The organism is Glaciibacter kafniensis (assembly GCF_039538945.1).
GTDB lineage: Bacteria > Actinomycetota > Actinomycetes > Actinomycetales > Microbacteriaceae > Cryobacterium > Cryobacterium kafniensis.
This window is the reverse complement of sequence record NZ_BAABCN010000016.1, coordinates 44,042-69,340: the sequence shown is the minus strand read 5'-3', so window position 1 is coordinate 69,340 and position 25,299 is coordinate 44,042. Positions and strand designations below refer to the sequence as shown.

The 25,299-nt window shown below is 64.7% G+C and carries 17 protein-coding genes, 1 tRNA gene and 1 other RNA gene; 7 read left to right on the top strand and 12 right to left on the bottom strand.

The genetic code is table 11. From position 1 onward, the window contains the following. Nucleotides 1-201: 201 nt before the first annotated feature. From ABD791_RS18785 to ffs, 3 genes are all read right to left on the bottom strand, one after another. Nucleotides 202-1,323: an acetate/propionate family kinase gene (locus tag ABD791_RS18785; protein ID WP_345069408.1), complete on the bottom strand. Its 1,122-nt coding sequence runs from the start codon at nt 1,321-1,323 to the stop codon at nt 202-204. Further along, entirely contained in the window at nt 1,320-3,548 is a 2,229-nt protein-coding gene (gene pta, locus ABD791_RS18780; RefSeq protein WP_345069407.1) for a phosphate acetyltransferase, read from the bottom strand. The genes ABD791_RS18785 and pta overlap by 4 nt, the downstream gene beginning before the upstream one ends. Nucleotides 3,549-3,853: 305 nt before the next feature. After that, nucleotides 3,854-3,950: signal recognition particle sRNA small type (gene ffs, locus ABD791_RS18775), an RNA gene on the bottom strand. A gap of 200 nt (nt 3,951-4,150) precedes the next feature. Here ffs and ABD791_RS18770 point away from each other — a divergent pair. Next, a tRNA-Ser gene (locus ABD791_RS18770) sits at nt 4,151-4,238 on the top strand. Between the two features lie 360 nt (nt 4,239-4,598). Here ABD791_RS18770 and ABD791_RS18765 read toward each other — a convergent pair. Beyond that, nucleotides 4,599-4,856 (bottom strand): putative acetyltransferase, encoded by a 258-nt coding sequence (locus tag ABD791_RS18765; RefSeq protein ID WP_345069406.1) that lies wholly within the window; start codon nt 4,854-4,856, stop codon nt 4,599-4,601. A 122-nt stretch (nt 4,857-4,978) separates the two neighbouring features. Here ABD791_RS18765 and ABD791_RS18760 point away from each other — a divergent pair, with 122 nt between their 5' ends. Then, complete coding sequence (locus ABD791_RS18760; protein WP_345069405.1) at nt 4,979-5,542, top strand: hypothetical protein; 564 nt, start codon at nt 4,979-4,981, stop codon at nt 5,540-5,542. On the opposite strand, the gene ABD791_RS18755 is transcribed toward ABD791_RS18760, so the two are convergent. From ABD791_RS18755 to ABD791_RS18735, 5 genes are all read right to left on the bottom strand, one after another. After that, nucleotides 5,539-7,506 carry a helicase HerA-like domain-containing protein gene (locus ABD791_RS18755; RefSeq protein WP_345069403.1) on the bottom strand — a complete coding sequence of 656 codons (1,968 nt, stop codon included), beginning with the start codon at nt 7,504-7,506 and terminating at the stop codon, nt 5,539-5,541. The two genes, ABD791_RS18760 and ABD791_RS18755, sit on opposite strands and share 4 nt — an antisense overlap. A 51-nt stretch (nt 7,507-7,557) precedes the next feature. Continuing rightward, nucleotides 7,558-8,832: a saccharopine dehydrogenase family protein gene (locus ABD791_RS18750; RefSeq protein WP_345069402.1), complete on the bottom strand. Its 1,275-nt coding sequence runs from the start codon at nt 8,830-8,832 to the stop codon at nt 7,558-7,560. 151 nt (nt 8,833-8,983) lie between these two features. Beyond that, nucleotides 8,984-9,679, bottom strand: a complete 696-nt coding sequence (locus ABD791_RS18745; RefSeq protein ID WP_345069401.1) for a phosphatase PAP2 family protein — start codon at nt 9,677-9,679, stop codon at nt 8,984-8,986. Nucleotides 9,680-9,844: 165 nt separating this feature from the next. Beyond that, the gene (locus ABD791_RS18740; RefSeq protein WP_345069400.1) at nt 9,845-14,407 is read right to left on the bottom strand and encodes a carboxypeptidase regulatory-like domain-containing protein; all 4,563 of its coding nucleotides are present in this window, start codon (nt 14,405-14,407) and stop codon (nt 9,845-9,847) included. A 312-nt stretch (nt 14,408-14,719) separates the two neighbouring features. Continuing rightward, nucleotides 14,720-16,093 carry a multidrug effflux MFS transporter gene (locus ABD791_RS18735; RefSeq protein ID WP_345069399.1) on the bottom strand — a complete coding sequence of 458 codons (1,374 nt, stop codon included), beginning with the start codon at nt 16,091-16,093 and terminating at the stop codon, nt 14,720-14,722. A gap of 80 nt (nt 16,094-16,173) precedes the next feature. On the opposite strand from ABD791_RS18735, the gene ABD791_RS18730 reads away from it, so the two are divergent. Next, nucleotides 16,174-17,145: an acetylxylan esterase gene (locus ABD791_RS18730; RefSeq protein WP_345069398.1), complete on the top strand. Its 972-nt coding sequence runs from the start codon at nt 16,174-16,176 to the stop codon at nt 17,143-17,145. Between the two features lie 274 nt (nt 17,146-17,419). Here ABD791_RS18730 and ABD791_RS18725 read toward each other — a convergent pair whose 3' ends face one another. Continuing rightward, the gene (locus tag ABD791_RS18725; protein ID WP_345069397.1) at nt 17,420-18,520 is read right to left on the bottom strand and encodes a glycerate kinase; all 1,101 of its coding nucleotides are present in this window, start codon (nt 18,518-18,520) and stop codon (nt 17,420-17,422) included. A 280-nt stretch (nt 18,521-18,800) separates the two neighbouring features. On the opposite strand from ABD791_RS18725, the gene ABD791_RS18720 reads away from it, so the two are divergent. From ABD791_RS18720 to ABD791_RS18705, 4 genes are all read left to right on the top strand, one after another. Continuing rightward, nucleotides 18,801-19,730, top strand: a complete 930-nt coding sequence (locus ABD791_RS18720; RefSeq protein ID WP_345069396.1) for a DsbA family protein — start codon at nt 18,801-18,803, stop codon at nt 19,728-19,730. A gap of 264 nt (nt 19,731-19,994) precedes the next feature. Next, nucleotides 19,995-20,984 (top strand): hypothetical protein, encoded by a 990-nt coding sequence (locus tag ABD791_RS18715; protein ID WP_345069395.1) that lies wholly within the window; start codon nt 19,995-19,997, stop codon nt 20,982-20,984. A gap of 110 nt (nt 20,985-21,094) precedes the next feature. After that, nucleotides 21,095-22,015 carry an ABC transporter ATP-binding protein gene (locus ABD791_RS18710; RefSeq protein ID WP_345069412.1) on the top strand — a complete coding sequence of 307 codons (921 nt, stop codon included), beginning with the start codon at nt 21,095-21,097 and terminating at the stop codon, nt 22,013-22,015. Further along, entirely contained in the window at nt 22,002-23,276 is a 1,275-nt protein-coding gene (locus ABD791_RS18705; protein ID WP_345069394.1) for an ABC transporter permease, read from the top strand. The genes ABD791_RS18710 and ABD791_RS18705 overlap by 14 nt, the downstream gene beginning before the upstream one ends. Here the strand turns inward: ABD791_RS18705 and ABD791_RS18700 are convergent. Continuing rightward, nucleotides 23,263-24,552 carry an ABC transporter permease gene (locus ABD791_RS18700; protein WP_345069393.1) on the bottom strand — a complete coding sequence of 430 codons (1,290 nt, stop codon included), beginning with the start codon at nt 24,550-24,552 and terminating at the stop codon, nt 23,263-23,265. The two genes, ABD791_RS18705 and ABD791_RS18700, sit on opposite strands and share 14 nt — an antisense overlap. Beyond that, nucleotides 24,549-25,232: an ABC transporter ATP-binding protein gene (locus tag ABD791_RS18695; RefSeq protein ID WP_345069392.1), complete on the bottom strand. Its 684-nt coding sequence runs from the start codon at nt 25,230-25,232 to the stop codon at nt 24,549-24,551. Before ABD791_RS18695 ends, ABD791_RS18700 begins: the two co-directional genes overlap by 4 nt. Between the last annotated feature and the right edge of the window lie 67 nt (nt 25,233-25,299).

Sequence of the window (25,299 nt, the reverse complement as noted above, 5' to 3'; positions counted from 1 at the left end):
CCGTGCCATATTCGCAATCCAATCAGTAATAGCGGAGGACTACTGACCGGAATCCCTGGGTCGGCCCAGGCAGCAAAGCTCGGCGTGTCGCAGAATCTCCTCCCTTACGTGCACCGGATGCGACGGATGCGAAGAGGCGACGGATGCGACGGAGGCGACGGATGCGACGGGGCGACGGATGCGACGGATGCGACGGGCGCCTTAGACGATCGACGCCACCTGCCGCGCAATCTCCAGCTCCTCATTCGTCGGAATCACCATCACCGTGACCGGCGCCCCCGCCGGCGAAATCACCCGGGCCGCCCGCGATGCGAGCTCGTTGCGATCGTTGTCGATCATGATGCCCATGTGCTCCAGCCCGGCCAACGCCCGGCGCCGCAGCAGCGCATTGTTCTCGCCGACTCCCGCGGTGAAGACGAGCGCGTCGAGCCCGCCCAGTTGCGCATAGTAGGCACCGATGTAGTGCCGGATGCGATGACGCCAGACCTGCAGTGCCAGCTCGGCGGCCTCGTTGCCGTTGATCGCGGCGTCTTGTACATCGCGCATATCGCCCATGCCGGTCAGGCCGAGCAAGCCGCTTCGCCGATTGAGTAGCTCGTCGAGTTCGGTCACGCTCATGCCGGCGGCCCGGTTGAGGTGCACGAGCACAGCCGGGTCGATGTCACCCGAACGCGTTCCCATCACCAACCCCTGCAACGGGGTCATGCCCATTGATGTGTCGATTGATATGCCGCCGTCGACCGCCGTCACGGATGCGCCGTTGCCGAGGTGCAGCACGATTGTGCGCAGGTCGGCGAGCGGTGTGCCGAGTTGCAACGCGGCCTGCTCCGACACGTATTTGTGCGAGGTGCCGTGAAAACCGTAGCGCCGCACCTTGTACTCGCGAGCGATCTCGGCGTCGATCGCATAGGTATAGGCCGCCGGCGACATGGTCTGGTGAAACGCGGTGTCGAAGACGGCGACATGCGGTACATCGGGCAGTGCGCGTCGGGCCGCACGGATGCCGAGCAAGTTCGCCGGGTTGTGCAGCGGCGCCAACCGGGCGAGCGCTTCGATCTCGCGCTCCACCTCGTCGTCGATGAGTGTCGGCCCGTCGAACTCGCTGCCGCCGTGCACGACGCGGTGGCCCACCGCGATCAGGTCGTCGACGTCGCCCAGCTTGGCGAGCACCACCTGCATGCCCTCTGCATGGTTGGCGATGAAGGATCCGGGCTCACCGATTCGCTCGATTAGGCCAGTGACGGTCGCCTTTTCGGTCGCCAGGTCAATGAGCTGGTACTTGATCGACGACGAACCTGAGTTGACGACGAAGACGGCGCTCATGCCCGGATGCCCCCGGTCGAGCCGGCCGAAGCGACAGGGCCAGCAGCGCCAGCCGCAGCGGCCGCGCCAGCCGCAGCTGCCGCCTCCGCAACCCGCCCGGCCGTGTGAGCGGCCATCGCCGCCTCGCCCTGCGCCTGGATCGCCGTGATCGCCACGGTGTTCACAATGTCCTGAACGAGCGCGCCGCGGGAGAGATCGTTGATGGGTTTGCGCAACCCCTGCAGCACCGGTCCGATCGCGACGGCACCGGACGAGCGCTGCACGGCTTTGTAGGTGTTGTTGCCGGTGTTCAGGTCGGGAAAGATGAACACCGTCGCCCGGCCGGCCACGTCGGAACTCGGCAGCTTCGTGGCGGCCACGACGGCATCCGTCGCCGCGTCGTACTGAATCGGACCCTCGACCATCAGATCGGGGCGACGCGCACGCACGAGCGCCGTCGCCTCGCGCACCTTGTCGACGTCGACGCCGCTGCCCGATTCGCCGGTGGAGTAGGAGAGCATGGCCACCCGCGGCTCGATGCCGAACTGCACAGCCGTCTCGGTCGAGGAGATGGCGATATCGGCGAGCTGCACCGCATCGGGGTCGGGAATGACGGCGCAATCCCCGTAGACGAGCACGCGGTCTTGGAGTGCCATCAAGAACACGCTCGACACCACGTTGACATCGGGCTTGGTCTTGATGATCTCGAACGAGGGGCGGATGGTGTGTGCCGTGGTGTGCACCGCGCCGGAGACCATGCCGTCGGCGAGGCCGAGGTGCACCATCATCGTTCCGAAGTAGGAGCCATCCGTCACCTGCTCGCGCGCCTGCTCGAGGGTGACGCCCTTGTGCGCGCGCAGCCGGGCGTATTCCTCGGCGAACCGCATCACGAGCACCGGGTCGTGGGGCGAGAGCACTTCGGCTTTCGAGAGGTCGAGGCCGAGCTCGATGGCGCGCGACCGCACTTCGAAGGTCTCGCCGAGAATCGTCAGGTCGGCGACCTCGCGGGCCAGCAGGGTGTGCGCGGCACGCAGAATGCGGTCGTCGCCGCCCTCGGGCAGCACGATGTGCTTGCGGTTCGACCGCGCACGCTCGAGCAGCCCGAACTCGAACATCAACGGGGTGACGACGTCGGTGCGGCTGAGCTTCAGTAGGTCGAGCAGAGCGGATGCGTCGACGTGCTGTTCGAAGAGGGCGAGCGCCGCGTCGTACTTGCGCTGGGAGTCGGCGGCGAGCTTGCCGCGGGTGCGGGTGATCGCCACGATCGTGTCGTAGGTGCCCAGTTCGGTGCGGATGATCGGCAGTGTCTGCGGCAGGCCGTCGAGCAGCCGTTCGATCGGTTCGGGCAGTTCGAAGCCGCCGTTGAGCACGATTCCGGCGATCGACGGGAAGGTTCCGGAGGTCTGCGCCATCATCGCGGCGAGCAGCACCTCTGTACGGTCGCCGGCCACGACCAGCACCGCTCCCTGAATCAGGCGGGGCAGCACATTGACCATGCTCATTCCGGCCACGACGACGCCGAGTGCCTCGCGGGCGAGCAGCTCGGGATCGCCCTTGAGCAGCACCCCTCCGGTGGCTTTCATGATCGATTCCATGCTCGGCGCGATCAGGTAGGGGTCTTCGGGAATTACCCAGACCGGCACATCCGGCTTCGCGGCGAGGATCGAGGACCGCACGGTGTCGAGTTCGCCAGCATCGACACGGTTGGCGACGATGGCGAGCAAGGTGGCGTGTGCGGCGCGCAGTTCGAGCAGGGCGAGATCGGCGATGCCGTGCATTTCGCTGGGATTGCGCGGGTCGGCCTGGCCGAGGCGTTCGCCGGAGACCTGGCTGGAGCGTCCGCCGAGCACGAGCAGAACCGGAGCGCCGAGGTTGGCGGCGATGCGCGCGTTGAAGCCCAGCTCCGTCGGGCTGCCGACGTCGGTGTAGTCGGAACCGACGATGACCACGGCGTCACACTTCGCTTCGACGGCTTTGTAGCGTTCGACGATGCGTGAGAGTGCGGCATCCGCGTCGAGGTGCACCTCGTCGTAGGTGACGCCGATGCACTCGTCGTAGTCGAGGTCGACGCTGTCATGTCCGATGAGCAGATCGACGACATAGTCTCGCTCGGCCGTCGAACGGGCGATCGGACGAAAAACGCCGACCCGCTTGACCTGGTGCGAAAGCGTGTCGAGTGTTCCGAGCGCGATCGTCGACTTGCCGGTGTGTCCTTCAACGGACGTGATGTAGATGCTTCGTGCCACAGCTCTACGTTAGCCCGCTCGGTCGGCTGGAATGCTGGCGAATCACGGCCAGCTCACAGGTTGCTGACTGTCCCCATTCGACGGAGAATTCTCCCGAATTCCTTGAATCTGACCGCAAACCGATTCAAAACTCAAAAATCTCCGTCGAATGGGTCTCCGCAGATGGGAAAAAATGAAGACGCTCACGTCTCGGCGCACTGGCACAGCCCCGGTTACCCGCTATGCAGTCCGGGCAAAAATAAAGACTCCTCGCGCACTCGGCGCACTGGCACAGCCCCGGTTACCCGCTTTGCGGCCCGGGCAAAAATAAAGACTCCTCGCGCACCTGCCAGAGCCCGGTTACCCTTGCTACGTTTCCGTCCTGGGGGAGTTGGCCTGGATGGCACCACGCGAGGAGCCAGCCATCAGTTTAGGTGAGGATTCGCCTCCCCCAAAATCACGGCGCCACAATCCCGCCCAATCTCTGAGCGAATTCAAACAACGGATGCCTCAATCACGACGATCTGACAGCCCGACTCAGTGTTGTGCGCGCCAAGCGGCGGCGAGGCGCTCCAGAACCAGGTAGGATTCTTGAGGTCGTTCCCTTCGGGGTTCGCTTGTCAGGAGAATTCGCCTAGTGGCCTATGGCGCCAGCTTGGAAAGTTGGTTGGGTGCAAGCCCTCGGGGGTTCGAATCCCCCATTCTCCGCCAACGTTGAAATGCCCGTCCGAAGGACGGGCATTTCAACGTTAATAAGGAATTGTGATTCGAGGAGGAGCGAGGGCGGAGCCCGAGCGACGGGGTCCCCCATTCTCCGCCAAACTACGAAACGCCCGTCCTCAGGACGGGCGTTTCGTAGTTCTATGGGTTGGGTGCAAGCACTGAGCCCACGGCCGGGGTTCAAATCCCCCATTCTCCGCCAACGTTGAAACGCCCGTCCGAAGGACGGGCATTTCAACGTTAATAAGGAATTGTGATTCGAGGAGGATCGAGGGCGAAGGCCGAACGACGGGGTCCCCCATTCTCCGCCAATGATGAAACGCCCGGCCGAAGGCCGGCGTTACTCGTCACTCACTCGCCCTCCACTCGCCGCGGCGCCCGCCGAGCCGGCGGTGGCGGCACCTCTTTCGCCGCCGCGATGTCCGCCAGGGCAACCTCGACGAGGCCACGCTTGGTCTCGATCGTGCAGTGGGTATCGGTGCGAGACCGCAGCTCGCCCAGCGCATCCGTGAACCCGCCTGGAATGCGGGTGCGCACCACAAGACGCGTGCCGATCGGCGCTGTCGCAACGACATCCGCCGGCCCGATATTCACAGGCTCACTATTCACAGCCCAGAGCCTACCGTTTCGGTATCGCTCACCCACCCCCCACTCGGGGCGGAAGGCCACCCAAACATGCATTCGTATGAATTTTGGTGCATACTCGGTGAGAACATGTCGGGGGGCATTGCGTGAGACGAAGTGGGGATGATCCCGAAGCGGTTATCCGCATACGCCCGCACGGGCACCTTTTTCGGCAGAGCACCGTCGCTCTGCTCCTACTTCTGACGCCGATTTTCGCGGTCATCCTGTGGCTCACCATTCCGAACGGCACGTGGTTGCCCGTCGTGGTCGCCCTGCTCGTGGTGATGCTTCTGTTCGGGCTGGCGATGATTGCCTTCTACCGCACGAGCATCTGGGTGGGTCGCTCACGCATCGCCGAACGCGGATTCTTTGGCCGCATGACGTCGATCCCCGCCGACTCGATCGACAGCATCATGCTGCTCGAGCTGTACGAGTCCGGCACCCTCGACACGCACCCGCAGCTGTTCGTCAGCGGCACCGACGGCCACGTCTTGCTGCGGATGCGCGGTCAGTATTGGTCGCGCGAAGACATGGAATCGGTCGCAGAGCACCTCGAGGTTCCGATCGTTCACGTTCCGGATCCGTTGACCCTGCGGGAATTGGGCGAGTCACGCCCCGAGCTTCTCTACTGGTTCGAACGTCGCTTTCCGCGACGCTCACTCGACCGCTAGCGGCGGCGGCGCGTTCCGAAGATTCCGGCAACGACTCCGGTCAGAATCGTCTTCGTCATCTGCGACCCGAGCACCTGCTCCAGCACCGACTCCTGAGCCTTCGAACTCGTGCGCGTGCTCGTCGTGCTCGTGCGCGCCGACCCCTGCGTCTGCTTGAGCAGGCGGTCGTACTCAGCTTGCGCCTTCTTGTCGGCTTTGGCTTGCTGATCGGCAGCAGCTGTTTGCTGCTTCTCCAGCTCGGCTGCGGCCGCGGCCGCGTCGAGACTCTGCTGCGCGGCGACCGCGGTTGCATGGGCGGCCTCGAGCTTGCGTGCAAGCATCTCACGCGCCGAATCACGGTCGATCGCTGTTCCGTATGTGGCCAGCAACGGGGAGGCGGCAACCGTCGCGGCGATCGCGGCGGCCGGAGTCGGCGACATCGATCCTTGTGGTGCCCGCAACCGGGTCCAGGCGACCGGGCTCGGCGCTCCCTTCTCGTTCATCACCGTGACGATCGCCTCACCGGTGCCGAGATTCGTCAGCACTTCTTCCAGGTCATATCCGGAGTTCGGGTAGGTCGACACCGTCGCCCGCAACGCCTTCGCGTCGTCGGGGGTGAACGCGCGCAACTGGTGCTGCACCCGGGATCCCAGCTGGGCGAGCACCTCGCTCGGCACATCCTTCGGCGTCTGCGTGACAAAGAAGATGCCGACGCCTTTCGACCGGATGAGACGCACGGTTTGGGTGATTTGCGCCAAGAAATCCTTCGACGCGTCCTTGAAAAGCAGGTGCGCCTCGTCGAAGAAGAAGACCAGCTTGGGCTTGTCCTGGTCGCCGACCTCCGGCAGATCGTTGAACAGATCGGCGAGAAGCCACATCAAAAAGGTCGAGAACAGCGCAGGCTTGTCTTGCACACCTGGCACCTCGAGCAGGCTGACCACTCCGCGGCCGTCGGCGGTGACCTTGAGAAACTCAGCCGTGTCGATCTCCGGCTCACCGAAGAAGACGTCGGCGCCCTGATCGGCGAAGGTGATCAGTTCGCGCAGGATGACACCGACGGTGGCGCTCGACAGCCCGCCGAGCCCGGTGAGCTCACCCTTGCCCTCGTCGCTGATCAGAAAACTGAGCACGGCCCGCAGGTCGGTGAGGTCGAGCAGCGGAAGCCCCGCGGCATCCGCGTAGTGAAAGACGAGCCCGAGGCTTGATTCTTGGGTGGGATTGAGCCCGAGCACCTTCGAGAGCAGCAGCGGGCCGAAGCCGGCGACCGTTGCACGAATCGGAATGCCGGCACCGAGCCCGCCGAGCGAGAAATACTCGGTGGGGCTCGCGGCCCCTGCCCAGTTCTGGCCGAGCCCTAAGGTGCGGGCGAGAAGCTTGTCATTCGGCTCACCGGCCGTGGCGATGCCAGACAGGTCGCCCTTGATGTCGGCGGCGAACACCGCGACGCCGTGCGCCGAGAGCTGCTCGGCGAGCACTTGCAGGGTCTTGGTCTTGCCGGTTCCGGTCGCACCGGCGACGAGGCCGTGCCGGTTGGTCATCGCCAACGGGATGCGAATGGGCACGTCGGGCAGCGCCTCACCGTTGACGAGCGCCCCCATTTCAAGCGCGGGAGCGTCGAAGGTGTAGCCGGCGCGGATGGCGTTGACGTGCGCGTCGTCGAGTGGGATCGGCGGGGTGTGGGCCGGTGCCGCAGAAGCGGGAGCGGCAGGCGCGGCGGCGGATGCAGCAGCGGATGCAGCGGCGGATGCATCAGCCGGCGCGGCGGCCGGAGCAGCCGGAGCTGCGCCCTCCCCCGCGGCATGCTCGGCGGCGGCAATCGCGGCAGCCTGCTCGCCGGCAACCATCGCCTGGGCCGCAGCCGCGGCATCCTGAGCCCGCTTCACCGCGGCTTCGGCATCGGCCTGCGCCTTCAACGCTGCGGCGAGCGCCGCTTCGGCTTCGGCTTGGGCGGAAGCCACCGGATCCACAGCGTCACTCGGAGTCATGGGGCAAATCCTAGACCCACTCCTGTGCGCTGTGCCGGTCTAATTTCACCGTCACGCCAGGCGGTCCTGCAGACCCCACTCTTGGCCGTAGCCGCCGTCGGCCACCGGCAGCTTCATCAGGTCAAGAAACGGCTTCGCGTCGAAGGCTTCCGGGCCGAGCACGCCGACGCCGGTCCACACGTCGGTCGCCAGCAGCTCGAGGGCGATCACCGGGTTGAGCGCGGTCTGCCAGACGACGCACTGGGCATCGTATTCGGCCATCGTCCACTCGTTGTCGGCCAGGTGATAGAGGTAGACCTCGCGGGGCTTTCCGTCGAATCCGGTGCCCGTCACCCAGACGCCGGCGCAGGTGGTGCCCGTCATGCGCGGTCCGATCGTGGCCGGGTCGGGCAGCGACGCGGCCACGACATCACGGGGCGCCACCTCGACCGGCCCGGCCGCGCTCCGCACCCTGACCGGGCTGACGCTGTCGAGGCCGAGCAAGTGCAGCGTCTTCAACACTCCGATGAATTCGCCGCCGAGCCCATATTTGAAGGTGACCCGTTTCGCATCCAGCCAGCGCGGCATCAGCAGCACCTCTTCGTGCTCGACGTTGACACACTCGACCGGCCCGATGCCGCCCGGAAAGTCGAATACCTCCGGCTCGCTGAACGGTTCGGTGGTGAACCAGCCCTTGTCTTTCTCGAAGATCACCGGTGGGTTCAGGCACTCTTCGATGGTCGTCCAGATGCTGAACGACGGCGCGAAGATCTCGTTGCCGTTCTCGTCGCGCACCACCAAATTGGCGCCGTCACGGGTGCCCAGCTCGTCGATCTCGCTGAACAGGTGATCGGAGGCGTAGCGGGCGAACACGTCGGAAAGCCCCGGCTCGACCCCCATGCCGACGAGGGCCAGGCGGCCGGACGTCTCCCAATCGGGAGCCTGAGCGAACTGGTCATCGCCGAGTTTGACGCCGGTCTGCGTGTGCGGATGCGTCGGGTGCGGTTCAGAGAGACTCATCGCCATGTCGAGGTAGTCGGCCCCGGCAGCGATCGCCCCGGCAAAAATGGTCGGCACGAACTTCGGTTCCACGGCGTTCATCACGTGTGTGATTTCGTGCTCGCGAGCCAGGGCGGTCACCTGCTCTGAGTCACCCGCGTCGATCTGCGCCGCGGTGAAACGATTGGCGATCTCGTCGCCGTGCCGGGCCCGAATGGAGGCGATCGTGCGTTCTGCCCTCGCCAGGTCGTAGTCGCTGACGACGATGAGTTCATAGAACCAGCGCCGCGCGCTGATCTTGGCAATGGCGTCGCCGACTCCGCCGGCCCCAACGAGAAGAATCTTCATCCTGTGACGCTATCGCGCAGCATCCGCCCCTGTCAGCCTCCTGTGCTGATCCCATTCGACGGAGATTTTGCTCTCCTGCGCTCAGAACGCGCCGATTCAGGCGAAAAACACGAATATCTCCGTCGAATGGGTGAGAGGACGGGCTTGTGACTCAGGCGCGGATGCCGGGCGTGGGTTGGTCCCGCGCGCTCGACAATTCGGCCGTGACCCGCGGGCTGAGCGCTGCCCACAGCACCAGCGCGACGCCGACACCGATCAGCAGACCGCCGACGGTGTCACTCAGCCAATGGGCACCCAGATAGTTGCGGCTGAGCATCATTGCCAGGGTGTAGACGGCACCGATGATGCCCACCCAGATTCGTGGAAAAACGATGAACAGCACGGCGGCCATCACCGCCGCGTTCGCCGCATGTCCCGACGGAAAGGAGCCGAAGTCGGAGTGCACCAGAATCTCTCCGGGGCGGGCGCGACCGAACAGATGCTTGAGCACCTGCACGACGCCGGCGCCGAGCACGGTGGCGATCAGGTAGTAGCTTGCCGTCCACGGGCGTTTCGCCAGCAAGAACAGAACGGCAATCGCGATGGGCACGATGAAGGTGGCGATGAGACCGCCCCCGACCGCGTTGAACACGAGCGAGACGTCGACCCCGAGCGGCGTGCGCACCGCCAGGAGCGTGTTCATCCAGGCGGCGTCGACCCCCAGCGGCAGCCCGTGGTTGCCGACGGTGATGAACGCCCCGAGGGCGACGGCGAGCAGAAGCGCAACCAAGCCGGCGGCGAGAAACCAGGCGCGGGGCATCCGTTTCAGGCCGTGCATTGCCGGGGCATGCCCGTATTCATCATGCATGCCCCCATGCTAGGTGCGCACCTTTCGTGAACTGTGACAGATGACCATTTTTTGGCGGCAAAGTGGTCATCTGCCACAGTTCGGCGGAGCGGAACCGTCATCGACAACGGGCCGGATGTCGCCAGTGGCGGCATCCGGCCCGTTGGGGTCACGCTTCGGTCAGGTTTAGCGCGCGACCTTCGCGGTCTTCGCCGAGGTCTTCGACGCGGACACGTAGTTGGCCTTCGAGCCGGTGAGCTTCACCGAGATCGTCGTGCCCTTCTGTGCCGCAGTGATCGTGAAGGTCGACTTCGTCGCCCCCTTGATCGCCTTGCCGTTAGCCAACCACTGGTACTTAAACGTCGTTCCCGACGTCCAGGCGCCCGTGGTTACTTTCAGCGTCTTGCCGATCGCGACCGTTCCGGTCACCTTCGGCGTTGCCGCCTTCACCGTCAGCCTCGCCAGAGCGGCGTTCGCCGTCGCCGTTTTACCGTCAGCAACCGTGAAGTACGTCGCCTTGGCAGCCGTAGCCTTGTTGCTCCACCACTCTGTTACGTAAGCAGTCTTGGCGAACTTCAGGGTGTAGCTGCCCGGGGTCAGACCCGTGATCGCGTACTTACCCTTCGCATCCGTCTTCACCGTGCCACCGGTCAGCCCGGCGGTCTTGCTCGACGCCGTCACCGTGACACCCGAGACAACCGCACCAGCGGCGTTCTTCAGCGTTCCGGTGATCGTGACCGGCTTGGCCAGCACGGCGTTCGCCGTCACCGACTTGCCCTCAGCAACCGTGAAGTACTTCGCCTTCGCAGCCGTAGCCGACTTGCTCCACCACTGCGACAGGTAACCCGTCTTGGCGAACTTCAGCGTGTAGCTACCCGCAACGAGGCCAGTGAACGAGTACTTACCCGACGCATCCGTCTTCGCCGTGCCACCCTTCGCCCCCGTCGTTGTGCTCGACGCCGTCACCGTGACACCCGAGACAACCGCTCCCGCGGCGTTCTTGAGCGTTCCGGCGATCGTCGCCGTCTTCACCAGAGTGACGTCGGTGGTCTTCGACTCCCCCTCGGCCAGAGCGAACGCCGATGCCGCGGGCGTGAAGTATCCGGACTTGCTGAACGTCAGCGTGTAGTTGCCCGCAACCAGACCCGTGAACGCGTACGCACCCGACGCATCAGTCGTGGTCGAGCCTCCGGTCGCACCAGTCGTCGTGCTCGACGCCGTCACCGTGACACCAGCGAGGACCGAACCAGCGGTGGTCTTCACCGTTCCGGTGATTGTCGCCTGCTTGATCAGAATGGCGTTGGTGGTCGTCGACTCACCCTCGGCGAGATCGATATCCGACGCCGAGGTTGAAGAGTAACCGGTCTTGCTGAACTCCAGCGTGTAGCTGCCCGCGACCAAACCTTCGATCGAGTATTTACCCGACGCATCCGTCGTTGCCGTGCCACCCTTCGCACCATTCGTCGTGGTCGACGCGGTCACGGTGACTCCGACGACGCCCGCACCAGCGGCAGTCTTCACCGTGCCCTTGATCGTCGCCGCCTTGACCAGAGTGACGTCGCTGGTCTTCGATTCCCCGGCGACGAGAGCGAGCTCCGACGCCGTGGTCGATACATAGCCGGTCTTGCTGAACTTCAGGGTGTAGGTGCCGGCAGCAAGACCCGTGAACGAGTAGGCACCCGACGTATCCGTCGTCGCCGTGCCGCCGGTCGCACCGGTCGTGGTGCTCGAGGCCGTCACCGTGACACCGGCCAGTGCACCAGCGGAGTCCGTCACCGTTCCGGTGATCGTCGCCTCCGTGACCAGAGTGACGTTGTTCGTCTTCGACTCACCCTCGGCGAGAGCAAACTCCGGCGCCGTGGGCGTGAAGTAGCCGGACTTGCTGAACTTCAGGGTGTAGCTACCGGCAACAAGACCCGCGAACGAGTAAGCACCCGACGCGTCCGTCGTCGCCGTGCCACCGGTCGCACCGGTCGTCGTGGTCGACGCCGTCACCGTGACACCGGCGAGGCCCGCAGCTGCGGAGTCCGTCACCGTACCCGTGATCGTCGCAGCCTTGACCAGAATCGCGTTGCTGGTCTTCGACTCACCAGCGGACAGAGCGAACGACGACGCCGTGGGCGTGAAGTAACCGGTCTTGCTGAACGTCAGGGTGTAGTTACCCGCGACAAGACCCGTGAACGAGTAGGCACCCGACGCATCCGTCGTGGTCGTGCCACCCTTCACACCGCTCGTCGTGCTTGAGGCGGTCACCGTCACACCGGAGAGTGCCGCAGCTGCGGTCGTCTTCACAGTGCCCGTGATCGCCGAGGGTTTGACCAGGGCCACGTTGTTCACCGACGAATCGCCCTCGACCAGATCGAAGTATGTCGCGCCGGCAGCAGCTTCCGCGCCGCCCCACCACATCGGGATATAACCGGTCTTGCTGAACGCCAGCGTGTAGCTGCCCGCGGCGAGGTTCGCGATCGAGTAGGCACCCGATGCAGCCGTCGTCGTCGTGCCACCGGCAACACCAGCCGTCGTGCTCGTGGCCGTCACCGTGACGCCGGAAAGCACACCAGTGGCATCCTTCACCGTGCCCTTGATGGTCACTGGCTTGGCCAGAGTTGCGTTGTTCGCGCTCGACTGGCCCGCAGTCAGATCGAAGTACGTCGCGCCGACAGCGGATGCCGCGCCGCCCCACCACTTCGTCAGGTAACCGGTCGCGCTGAACTGCAGTGTGTAGCTCGCGGCGGACAGCCCTGTGAAGGAATACGCGCCCGACGCATCGGTCGTGGTCGTTCCGCCCAAACCGGACGTCTTGCTCGACGCGGTCACGGTGACTCCGGAGAGTGCCGCACCAGCGCTGTTCTTCACCGTGCCGGCGATCGTGGCGGGATCCGCCAACTGGGCATCCATGGTGACCAACGAGGAGCCGACCGTGAGGTCAAAGTACGTCGCTGCGCCAACAGTTGGGGAGTTCTTCCACCACTGCGTCATATTCGTTGAAAGGTTCTCAAATTTCAACGTGTAGGTTCCGGCGGGCAGACCCAGTGCGTAGAAGCCCTCAGCCTGGGTGTAGGTCGAGTCCACACGAGTGGGCTCGGCGCTCCCCGATGACTTGAGGTAGGCCGAAACCCGAATACCTTCGATGTTTTGCAGGGCCTGGTTCCTGACCATACCCGTGACGCTCGCACCGTCCATGAGGATGGCATCCTTGCGGACCACGGTTACCCCAGCTGCCACCGGGAAATAGAATGCTTTGGCTTCCGAGGTGTTGATCCACCATTGGGTCTTGTAACCGGCTGCACGGAACTCCAGCGTGTAGCTTCCCTCTGGGAGGCTATCGAGCTGGTATGAGCCATTGGTAGCGGCTGTCGCCGACCGGATGCCGGGAGCGTTCTCCGCCCCCTTGAGGTGAGCGATGACCGTTGCAGCTACCCCCGTGCCTGCTGCATTTGTCACAATTCCCGTGATTTTCGCGCCCGTGGCGAGGGAGATCGCTCGCTGCGTCGCGGCCAGCCTCGACGTCGTGAAATACACCGCTTGATCGAAGGATGCCGCGTTGTCCCACCACTCGGTGACATACCCGACCTTGGAGGTGCGGACGGTGTAGCTTCCGACGACGAGCGCCGAAATTTCGAAGGTTCCCGCCGCAGTGGTCACAGCACTGCCGGAGCTGCGGGGGATCGTTGAACCGGTGGTCTTCGGGAAGACATCAACCACTGCGCCAGAGATGACCTTGCCTGCGGCATCCGTCACGGTGCCCGTGATCTTCGAGTAGGCGGTCAGCGCGATGCTCTTCGTGTGCTTCGTGCCGAACGGCACATCAAAATACGTCGCATATTCCGGGCTCGTGGCTGCGCCGTACCACCACTTGTCGGCGTAGAAGGGAGCAGTGATCTTCAGTGAGTACGAACCAGGCGTGAGGCCTGTGAACGAGTACACACCGCTCGCGTTCGTCGTTGCGTCAATGAGAAGGTGCTCAATGCTCCCATCCGCCTTCTTGCGGTAGGGGGCGACCGTCGCGCCGGGGATCGCCGCGCCCGCCGCATCCGTGATGATGCCCGAAATTGTCGACCCCGTCGTCATCTCAACGTTCATGTTGAGCGGTGTAGTAGCGGGCACCGAGAAGTAGGTAGCCGAGTCCCTGTCGGGCTGGTTGTCCCAGAACTCATTGAGGTTGCCGTTTCTCCCGTTAAAAGTCAGGGTGTATCGTCCCGGGCCGTGGATCAAGAAGTCTGCAGCGCTAATGCTGAAGTTGCCCGACGCATCGGTCTCGGTGGAGCCAATCGAGTTCGCACCGTTTTCCGGAGAGATCAAAATCCATGTGGCGCCTGTCTGCCCGGTTACCTTGCCGGTGACGCCGCCCAGGGGTGATGCTGCGGCCGCAGATACGCCGGTCGATGGCTCTGCGGCCTCGACGGTCGGCTCGACCGTCGGCTTGGCGGTCGGCTTGGCGGTCGGCTCGACCGTCGGCTCGACGGTCGGCGCGACCGTCGGCTTGGCAGTCGGCTCGACCGTCGGCTCGACAGTCGGCTCGACAGTCGGCTCGACCGTCGGCTCGACAGTCGGCTCGACAGTCGGCTCGACAGTCGGCTCGACCGTCGGCTCGACAGTCGGCTCGGCCACTGCCGTGGTCAAGGCGACGCTCGGTGCGTCCGGTGCGGCGCTTGCCGGTGCGGCCGCACTGAATGCGAGCAGTGAGCCGAATAAGGCCGCGGCGGTCAGAGCCGCTAACGCCTTCTTGGCATGGTTAAAACGAATCACAGGTCTCCCCTGGCTCGATGATGAAACACGAGCAGAACAGCCGTGAAGCTTACATATTTGCGTCGTTGCAAACTTTCTGCAAACCCCAATCCGAGTGCCCCCCAAAGGGGGAAGACAAGACGCAGATTGCGGTGTGTGCTCCAACAAACCGTGACGAATGACCATTCTCGAAGCCGAGAGCCCGTGGCCACCATCAGCGTCTTTCCGGTCGCGATGGTGCCGGTGACCTTCGGCGTCGCCGACTTCAGAGCGAGCTTCGGCGCCAACTCCTTGTGGGTGGCCCCACGATGGGGAAGGTCGTTCGCAGAGCTCCTAGTGAGTGAGCGCCGGCACCGTCGCCGGGCGCACCACCACCCAGAGCACCACGATGCCCACCACCGAGGTGGCGACCATCACGACGCCCATCGCCGCTGCACTCTCGGCTCCGATCACGCCGGCGATGAGACCGACGACCGGCGAGATGAGACCAGCGATGCCGAAGTTCGCAGCGCCCAGCAGCGAGGCCGCAGTTCCGGCCTCGCTTCCGTGAGCGTTGAGGGCGAGCACCTGCGTGCAGGGAAACGTGAATCCGCATGCAGTGATGAAGAACCAGAGCGGAACCAGGGTTCCCCAGAGGCCAGCTCCGGCGAGGTCCAGCACGACGATGGCCACCGCGGTGATGCCGAGCGCGGCGGTCGCCACGACGAGAATCCACTGGGGTCCGACATCCAACCGGTGCATCAGATAGGAGCCGGCTTGCACACCGAGAATCACCCCGAGTGAGTTGACGGCGAACAGCAGCCCGTACTGCTGCGGCGTGAACAGATAGCCCTGTTGAAATAAAAAGGGGGATGCCGCGAGATAGGAGAACAATCCGGTGAAGGTCATCGCCCCGACGATCGCCACCCCCACGAAAACCTTGTCGGAGAGCACAGCCCGATAGCGCTGCCCGAGCGTGCTGTGACCGGCGACATGACGCTCAGAAACGGGGAGAGTCTCGACAATCCACAACGAGACGGCGAGGATGACGACCGCGCCGTAGGCCGCGAGCACCCAGAAGATGCCGCGCCAGTTCATCACCACGAGCAGCTGCGAGCCGAGCACCGGCGCAATCACCGGTGCAAGCCCACTGATCAGAGCGAGTCGCGACAGCATCTTGACCAGCGGCTTGCCGCCGAACAGGTCACGCACCATCGCCATCGCGACGACGCCGCCGGCCGCAGCACCGAAGCCCTGCAGTACCCGGAACAGGCTCAGCCAGAGAATGTCCTGCGACATCGCGGCCCCGACACAGGCGAGCACGTGAAACCCTGTCGCGAGCAGCAGCGGCAAGCGACGACCGACCTTGTCGCTCCACGGCCCGACAACGAGCTGCCCGAAGCCGAAGCCGAGCATCGTTCCGGTCAGAGTGAGCTGGATGGCCGCGGCCGAGACGCCGAGGTCGGCCTCAAGCGTCGGAAACGCCGGCAAGTAGAGGTCGACGGTGAACGGACCGAGCGCGGTGAGCGCCCCGAGAACGACGATGTAGATAAGTCGCTGGCCGCGCGACAGGGCGTCGCCGGGGTGGTGAATGATGCTCACGTGGCTGATGTCCTTGAGATGGTGGGTGAACAGGGGCGCTCGGCTCCACACATCACTCGGGTCATGCAGCGGGAGAAGAATCAGGTCGGCACGGGGTCGACCGCCAGATCTACTCGTCTTCTCCATCGAATCGATTCGATTGTGGCTGAATTCAGTCTAGGGGGCAACGAATCTCCTGCGCTCAAAACGAGTGGTAGAACAGTCGAATGGCAAATACCGACTTCTCGCTTGACGTGCTCCGCGGCTACACCCCCGACGTGCTCGAACCGTCCGACTTCGATGAATTCTGGTCGTCGACGATCGAGGCGTCTCGACGGGCGAACGCAGGTTTCACGCTCACCCCGGCGACGACACCGATCACGGGCATCGTGATCGAAGACCTCACCTTCTCCGGGTTCGGCGGTGAACCGATCAAGGGCTGGGTCATGCGCCCAGCGGATGCCAGCGGGCCCCTTCCCACGGTGGTCGAGTTCCAGGGTTACAACGGGGGCCGCGGCCTGCCGGGCGAGAAGCTGCACTGGGCCGCCAGCGGTTATGTGCACGTCTTCATGGACACCAGGGGCCAGGGCAGCGGCTGGGGAAGCGGCGGCGACACGCCTGACCCGCACGGCTCGGGACCCGCAGTTGCCGGATTCATGACCCGCGGCATCCACGATCCGGCTGAGTACTACTATCGGCGCCTGTACACCGATGCCGTGCGACTCGTCGATCTGGTGAAGACCTTCGACTTCGTCGATGAGGGGCGCATCGCGCTCACCGGTGGAAGCCAGGGTGGCGGCATCGCGATCGCGGCGACGGCTCTCTCGAGCGGAGTACGCGCCGTCATGCCCGATGTCCCGTTTCTCAGCCACTTTCGCCGAGCGGTCGAGGCGACACCCGAGCAACCGTTCACCGAGATCACGCGCTACCTCGCGGTGCACCGCGACCGCGTCGAGGCCACGTTCCACACGCTCAGCTACTTCGACGGAGTGAATTTCGCTCGGCGGATCGACGCCCCGGCCTACTTCTCGGTCGCGCTGATGGACGCCATCGTGTTGCCATCCACCGTCTTCGCGGCCTACAACCAGCTCGCGAGCCCCGACAAAGGCATCGAGGTCTACGCTTACAACGGCCACGAGGGCGGCCAGTTTCTGCAGTGGACCCGCCAGGCCGCCTGGCTCCCGCAACGCCTCGTCTGAGCGAGTTCCGGCGGGGTCGCCGCGACTCAATCCCTTCCGCGAGTGCGGGCAAACGGTCGCTCTGACACGTCGGATAGCGACCGTTTGCCCGCACTCGCGAGAGTTGCCATGAGAAATTGCCGCGCATGCGCTTGAATCGTCGGCTGCTCAGCGCAGAGGCGACCATTTGAGCGCACGCGCCGCGGTCGCCACGCGGTCGCGACGCGGTGGCGACGCGGTGGCGACGCGGTCGCGACGAGACTGCTTCGACTCCGCGAGGGGCTCGCGCCCGCACTCAGCGTGCGGAGTCGACCTCACGGGCGAGAGCAGCCCCCGCCGCCCGCAGAGAGCGCAGCGGGTCGGCCATCGCCAGAGCGCCGCTTCCGGCGATGGTCGTGAGCGACTGCGCGACCGCGAAAGCCGCCGTGTCAGCCTCGATGCTGCCGGCGACCAGCATCGCCGGCACCCCCGCATCCGCCGCCAGCTGAAGCAGATATGACGGCACCTTTCCCGCCGCCGACTGCGCGTCGAAGCGCCCCTCGCCGGTGATGAGAACGGATGCCCCGGCGAGCGCCGCCGGCACACCGAGCGCCTCCCCGATGGCCGCAGCACCCGGCGCGAGTGTGGCGCCCCAGGCCAGGAGTCCGAATGCGGTTCCGCCCGCTGCTCCGGCGCCGGGCAGTGACGGGTCGACGCGGATCAGCCGCGCGAGCCGAGTCAGGTTCGATTCGAGCCCCCGCACCTGCGCCTCGGTCGCGCCCTTCTGCGGGCCGAAGACCGCCGCCGCCCCGTTCGGGCCGAGCAGGGGGTTCGTGACGTCGCAGAGAATCTGGGCTCCCCCAGCAGGGAGCTCACGCAGCCCGGTCAGATCCGCTTTGGCGAGAGTCCCGAGCCCGCGATTGCCGAGTCGGATCGGCCGGTTCGTGGCGTCGACGAACAGCGCCCCAAGTGCGGCCATTGCGCCGGCTCCCCCGTCGGTCGATGCGCTTCCGCCGAGGGCGAGCAGCAGCCGGTCAACGCCATGGTCGAGCGCGGCGCCAATCGCCTGGCCGAAGCCGAGGGTGTGCGCGTCGAGCGGGCGCAGCGGGTTGAGCAGGGTGAGGCCGCTCGTGTTCGCCAATTCGACGACTCCGGTGCCGTCGGGCAGCAGCAGCCAGCTGCTGGCGACCGGCTGATTGTCGGGCCCCTGCACCTCGACGGGCATGCGTCTGGCATGCGGCACTGCCGTGTCAAACGCGTCGAGCGTTCCCTCCCCGCCGTCGGCCATCGGCAGCAGAACCAGCCGGTCGGCCGGTCGCACCGACGCCCAGCCATCGGCAATCGCGCGCGCGGCGTTCTGGGCCGGCGCGGTTCCCTTGAACGAGTCCGGCGCAATCACCACGGTCAGCACAGTCATGAGCCCAGCATGCCAGGCGCGGCAACAGCGGCCGAGCGGATGCCGACGCACCAGGCCGACCGCCGCATCCGCCCCGCTCGCAGTATCCCCGCTGCGCATCCCCGCCGCGCATCCCGCCGCGCATCCCGCCGCGCATCCTCGCCGCGCATCCCGCCGCGCATCCCGCCGCACGGGACATCCGCCTCCCTCACAGCATGCACACAGCTCACCGCCAAGCGGCTCAAAGGATCGGCGCTTAACGTCAAGGCGGCAACCCCTGGCGTACGAAACGGACAAGGCAATGAAGAGCTCAATTTACGGAGACCCGGTTCCCCCCAAGAAAGACCGCCGCGACCAGGCCAGGGAGAAAGCCCGACTTCAATTGGCCGCAGCGCAGAAGCGGGAGCGACGCGTGCGCTGGGCCTGGCGCGGGGGAATCGGCCTCGGCCTGATTGCGATCGTGGCGGTCATCGCCATCGTGATTGTGGGCGGCGCGCGGCCGGCCGGGGCCGGCCCGCTCAACATGGCCAGCGACGGCATCGTGCTCACCGGCGACGGCACCACGGTGACAGCCGTGACGACGCCGGCGCTGGCCGCAGACGCCACACCCGTCGCCACCGACCCGACGGCCTCTCCCGATACCGTCAACATCGTCACGTATATCGACTATCTCTGCCCCTTCTGCGGACAATTCGAAGCCACCAACGCGGCCCAGATCACCAGTTGGCTGACCGCAGGCAACGCCACCCTCGAGGTGCACCCGATCTCGATCCTCGACGCCAGTTCGAAAGGCACCAAGTATTCGACCCGCGCCGCCAACGCCGCGGCCTGCGTCGCCAACTACGATCCGAACAACTTTCTCGCCGTGAACACCGCGCTCTTCACGCAGCAGCCGAAGGAGAACACCGAGGGCCTGACCAACGCGCAGCTCACGACGCTGGTGAAGGATGCCGGTGCCACCGATCCGAAGATCGCCACCTGCATCACCGACGGCACCTTCTCGGCCTGGGTGGCCACCGCAACCGATCGCGCGCTGTCCGGTCCGCTGCCGAACGCGAACATCCCGAAGGTGAACGGAACCCCGACTGTGATCGTCAACGGAGTCGCCTACACCGGCGCGCTCGACGATGCGACGGCGTTCCAGACCTTCGTGACGCAGCAGGCAGCGGCAGCGAGCGCCGGGTCAACGGCCACCCCGACCCCGACTCCCGCTCCGACTCCGACTCCGTAGCGGCGCCCGGGCGGCTGGGCGGCTGTCGGCTGTCGGCTGTCGGCTGTCGGCAAGCCGGCTGTCGGCAAGCCGGCTGTCGGCAAGCCGGCCGCCGCCCGGAAGCGGCCTGGAAGCCGCCCGGAAGCGGCAGCGCACACCGTCTGGATTGCGCACCTGTCACGAGAGACCGCACCGATTGTGCGGCATCCGCTCACCCGTGCGGTTTCTGCAAACGTCGGGGCGGCACCCAGCGCTCTCTGCGGTGGGGCCGGTAGGGTCTTGCTGATGCGAAGCCCCACTTCATTCCCTCGGCGCCTGCGGGCGATTGGTCTGGTTCTCGCGCTCGCAATCGGCGGGTCAGCGCTGACCCAGGCCGTCGCTGCCCAACCGGCCCAGGCCGCGCAAGCACAAGGGGCAGCACAAGCGGCAGCACACGCGGCAACACAAGCGGCAACGCTCACAACCACCGCCGCCACACCGCTGAAATCGAAGACGACCGCCCCCGACCCTGCTGATTTCGACCCAGGTCTCATCATCAGCGATTACGACTTCTTCAACCCCGATTCGATGACCGAAGCCGGCATCCAAGCTTTTCTCGAGGGTCAAGACTGCCGCCCCAAGGATGGCTCCCCCTGCCTCGCCGACTTCAGCCAGACCACCGTCTCTCAACCCGCTGAGGGCCCGGGTCACTGCACCAACTACGTGGGCGCCCGCAACGAGACGGCCAGCCGCATCATCGCCAAGGTCGCCGCGGCCTGCACGATCAGCCCGCGAGTGCTGCTCGTTCTGCTGCAGAAAGAGCAGTCCCTGCTCACCCGGCCAAGCGCATCCGGCTACCTGCGGGCCACCGGCTACGGCTGCCCAGACACGGCAGACTGTGACACCAAATACTTCGGCTTCTTCAACCAGGTGTACAACGCCGCGTGGCAGTTTCGGCAGTACACGCAGGAGCCAGACCGCACCTACAAGATCGGACAGGTCGACGTCGGATTCAACCCCAACGCCGAGTGCGGATCGTCGGTGGTGAAGATTCAGAACCAGGCCACCGCCAACCTCTACAACTACACGCCGTACCAGCCCAACCGGTCAGCGTTGAAGAGCGCAGCTAGTGAGGGCGACGGATGCTCCGCCTGGGGCAACCTCAATTTCTGGACGTTTTACACCGCCTGGTTCGGACCATCGGTCACCGATCCGTTCCCGGCATTCCTCGGCAGTTGCCTGAACTTTGCGGGCGGACAGCCGTGCCTGGCCCCTCGCCTGCTTCCGCGCGTCTGAACTCCCTCTCAGCCTTTCGCGCTGTCGCACACGATCGCCTGATTCCGGCGTAGCGTGACAGCGTGAGGACGGCGAATCCGGGGCCGCTGGTGGCGGTCGAGCACTTTCGAATGGACTTCGGCAAGACCACCGTCATAAGGGACCTGTCGTTCACGATCGAGCGCGGAGAGACCTTCGGCTTTCTCGGCAGCAACGGCTCGGGCAAGACCACCACGATTCGGGCTTTGCTCGGCATCTACCAGCCGACGGCCGGCATCCTGCACATCGACGGCCGCCCATTCACACCGGAGAACAGCGGCCGGCTCGGCTATCTGCCCGAGGAACGCGGACTCTACAAAAAGGAGTCGGTGATCGATGTGATGGTCTACTTCGGGCTGCTCAAGGGACTGGGCAGGGAGCAGGCTCGCCGCTGGTCGATTGACTACCTCGACCGGGTCGGTCTGGCCTCCACAGAGAAAACGCGCCTCGACAAGCTCTCGAGCGGCCAGCAGCAAAAGGTGCAGCTCGGTGTCACGGTGATGAACGAGCCAGAGCTGCTGATTCTCGACGAACCGACGAAGGGGTTCGATCCGGTCAACCGGCGCCTGCTGATGGACATCATCGACGACCAGAAGAGGGCCGGCACGACGGTGATGATGGTCACCCACCAGATGGAGGAGGTGGAGCGACTCTGCGACCGGGTGATCCTGTTGAAAGACGGAATGTCTCGCGCCTACGGAACCGTCGAAGAGGTGCAGGATGAGTTCGGCGGCACGGTCATCCAGGTCGATCACGACGGGGTGATACCGGAGGATGCGGCCTATCGCTGCACTCGCGATGCCCACGGTCACGCCGAGCTCGAGCTCAATCACGGGGCGGATGTCCCGGCGGTCCTCGCACGGCTCGTCGCGTCGGGAATCCGCATCAGCCGGTTTGCCCCGGCCCGGAGATCTCTCGAAGACATCTTCATCGAGGTATACGGCGCAGAGGACGATGGTTTAGACGAGCGTGGTGAAGCCGAGCGGGCGGAGGCGCGGCATGGCCAGGCATAATCTCGGCACGGTGGTGCGGTTCGAATTCTTTCGCACCATCACGAAGCGGCGGTTCTGGGTGGCGACCTTGTTCGTTCCCGTCGTTCTCATCGTCGTGTTCTCGCTGGTCTTCGTCTCGAACAACTCACGCGAGCAGTCGGAAGCGGCCCAGAAAGACGCCCACTTCTCGTTTGAGTACACCGATGCGTCAGGGGTCGTGCTGCCTTCCGTCGTCGAGTCATTCGGCGGGACTCTCGCGCCGAGCACCGAAGCGGGCGTTGCGGCGGTTAAGGCGGGCACACTCGATGCGTTCTTTGCCTACCCGGCCGAACCGGCAAGTCAGAAGATTCGGGTGTTCGGCGCTGACATCGGGGTGTTCAACAATGGGGAGTACTCCTCCGTCGCCCAATCGATCCTGCAGACGAGCGCAGCCGAACGGTTGGGCTCCCCCGAGTTGACGCAGATCGCCGCCGGAGATCTCACGACGAACACCGTCACATTCTCGAATGGGAATGTCTCGGGCGGGTTCAACGGGGTGCTCCCTCCATTGGTGTTCCTGGCCATCTTCTACGCCGTCATCCTGTTGCTCGGCAACCAGATGTTGAGCGCAACGCTGGAGGAGAAAGAGAACCGGGTCACCGAGATGATTCTGACCACGATCAACCCGACAAGCCTGATCCTCGGCAAGATCGTCTCACTGCTGTTCATCGGCATCGTTCAGATGGCAGTCTTCGCTCTGCCCTTCGTGCTCGGCTATCTTTTCTTTCGCAGCCAGCTCAACATCCCGAATCTCGACCTCGCCGCGCTCACTTTCGATCCGCAGCAGATGATCGTCGGCGCCTTGATTCTGCTCGGCGGTTTCGCCCTGTTCACCGGCACACTCGTGGCGCTCGGTGCCGCGATGCCGACGGTGAAAGATGCCGGACCGATCTACGGCGCATTGATGATCCTGATCTTCGTGCCGTTCTACACAATCTCGTTGATCATCAGCGACCCGACCGCACTCATCGTGCAGATCTTCACGTTCTTTCCGTACTCGGCGCCTGTGACGGCGCTGCTGCGCAATGCGTTCGGAACACTCCCGCTCTGGCAGGCAATCGTCATCATCGCCGAACTGTGGATTCTCGCCGCGCTCGTGCTGCGCCTGGCCGTTCGGCTGTTTCGCTACGGGTCGATCGAGTACTCCCGCAAGATCTCAATTCGGGATGCCCTGCGGCCGACCAGACAGCCGGTCAAGCAGCCCGTCACATCTCGCGAGCTGCCGCCGGTCACTCGTACCTGAGCGCATCGATCGGGTTCTGCCGAGCGGCACGGCGAGCAGGAAGCGTGCCGGCGAGAAACGCGATCAGCATGACGACGAGGATGATGATCGCGATCGATCCGGGTGCGAACTGCATCACGTGCAACCCAGGCAGGCCCGACAGCGCCGTGTTGGCCAGTGCCTCGCTGACCACTGATCCGACAATGATTGCGACGAGCGCGCCGATCGCGCTGCCGAGAAAGCCAATGAACACCGCTTCCATGCTGAACAAGGCATATACCTTGCCCCCGCTCATGCCCATGGCTTTCATCAGCCCGATCTCCCGGGTTCTCTCTTGCACACTCATCAGCAGGGTATTGATGATGCCGAATCCGGCGGCGATCAACGCGATCACTGCGAAGGCGTTGAGCACGCCGATGATGCCATTGATCACCGTCTCGAAAGACCCGATCTGGTCGGCGACCGTCATCGCGGTGAAACCCTGATCGGCGAGATCTTTCTTGATCGTGTCGATCTGTGCGCTCGTGGAATCCGACGCGATGCGCGCTGTCGCCACGGAATAGCCGATCGGGAGTCCCGCCGGTCGGCCGATCGACTGGATCGTGCTCAGCTCCGTGGTCAGATGCTGATTCAACCCGACGCCGCTGCCCAGCAATGTTTCGTTCTGCACGCCCACCACCGTCGCCGTCACCTCGTGAGCAATACCCTGGTAGTCGTTCACACCGATCGTGACCTGCTCGCCGATCGCCGATTCTGCGCTGGCGAAGCCGAGGTTCTTCAGGTACGACGTGGGCAGCATCACTTCGTTCTGGGTTGAGCTTTCACTCAGTTGTGCTCCGGCGGCGAGATCGGCTTTCGTCAGGGTCGCGGCCGGGTTGATAGTGAGCACGAACTTTCCGTTGTCGGCGAATTCGATGAAAGTCGGAGTCACCCGCGTGATGGGGTTCACGTCACTGAGGCCGGGCGTCGCGGTGATCACCGCCAGGTCGTCGGCGGTGATCGGTTCGATGGTGACCCCGGGAGGGCCGCCGTTGACCGTCGCCTGGTTGGGTTTATATTTCGCGGGCCCTGAGGTCGATGAGGCGGACGCATCCGTGGTCTTCGTGATCGTCAGCACGTCGGCGGCGCCGATCGAGGTGACCTGTGCGTTGATGTAATTCGAGATGCCCGTGCCGATCGCGCTCGTGATCGTGAGGGTGAATGCGCCAATGAAGATCGCCACGACGGTGAGCCCCGTGCGCAGCTTGCTGCGAAAACTGTTGCCGATCGCGGTGCGCACCAGGTCGAGGGGGTTCATAGCGCAGGCGCTTCCACTCCGTCGCGCAGAAACAGCTGTCTGTCGCAGCGCTCGGCCAATTCCACGTCGTGGGTGACGATGACGAGGGTGATTCCGTTCTCGCGATTCAAGTCGAACAGGATGTCCTCGACCAGTTTTCCCGTGGCCGTGTCGAGGTTGCCGGTCGGCTCGTCGGCGAAGATCACCTTCGGATTGTTCACGAGAGCCCGGGCGATCACCACCCGCTGCTTCTGCCCTCCCGACAGATTGATGGCCTTGTTCTTGGCCTTGTCGGCGAGTTCCAGCTGTTCCAGCGCTGCCATTCCGCGCTCCTTGCGCTCCTTCGGGCTCACCCCGGCGATCTTCAGCGGCAGAATGACGTTCTCGAGCACCGTCGCATTGGGGGTGAGAAAGAACTGCTGAAACACGAACCCGAAGTCTTCATTGCGCAGCCGGTTCACCGCTGCATCCTTGAGCTGCTTCGCATCCGTTCCTTCGACCAGCAGCGCCCCGCTATCGGGATTGTCGAGTAGCGCGAGCAGATGCATCAGCGTTGACTTGCCCGAACCGCTCTTGCCGACGATCGCGATCGACTCACCTGGCGCGATCTCGAGGGACACCCCCTTCAACGCGTCGAAGCGGCTGGCGCCGTGTCCATATGACTTGCGGATGTCCTTGGCCGCCAACACGGGATCGCTCACGAGCGCACCGCCCTTCTGTGCAGAGCACGATAGCGCGGTGGCGGTGATTCCGGCTGAGAGTCAGCCG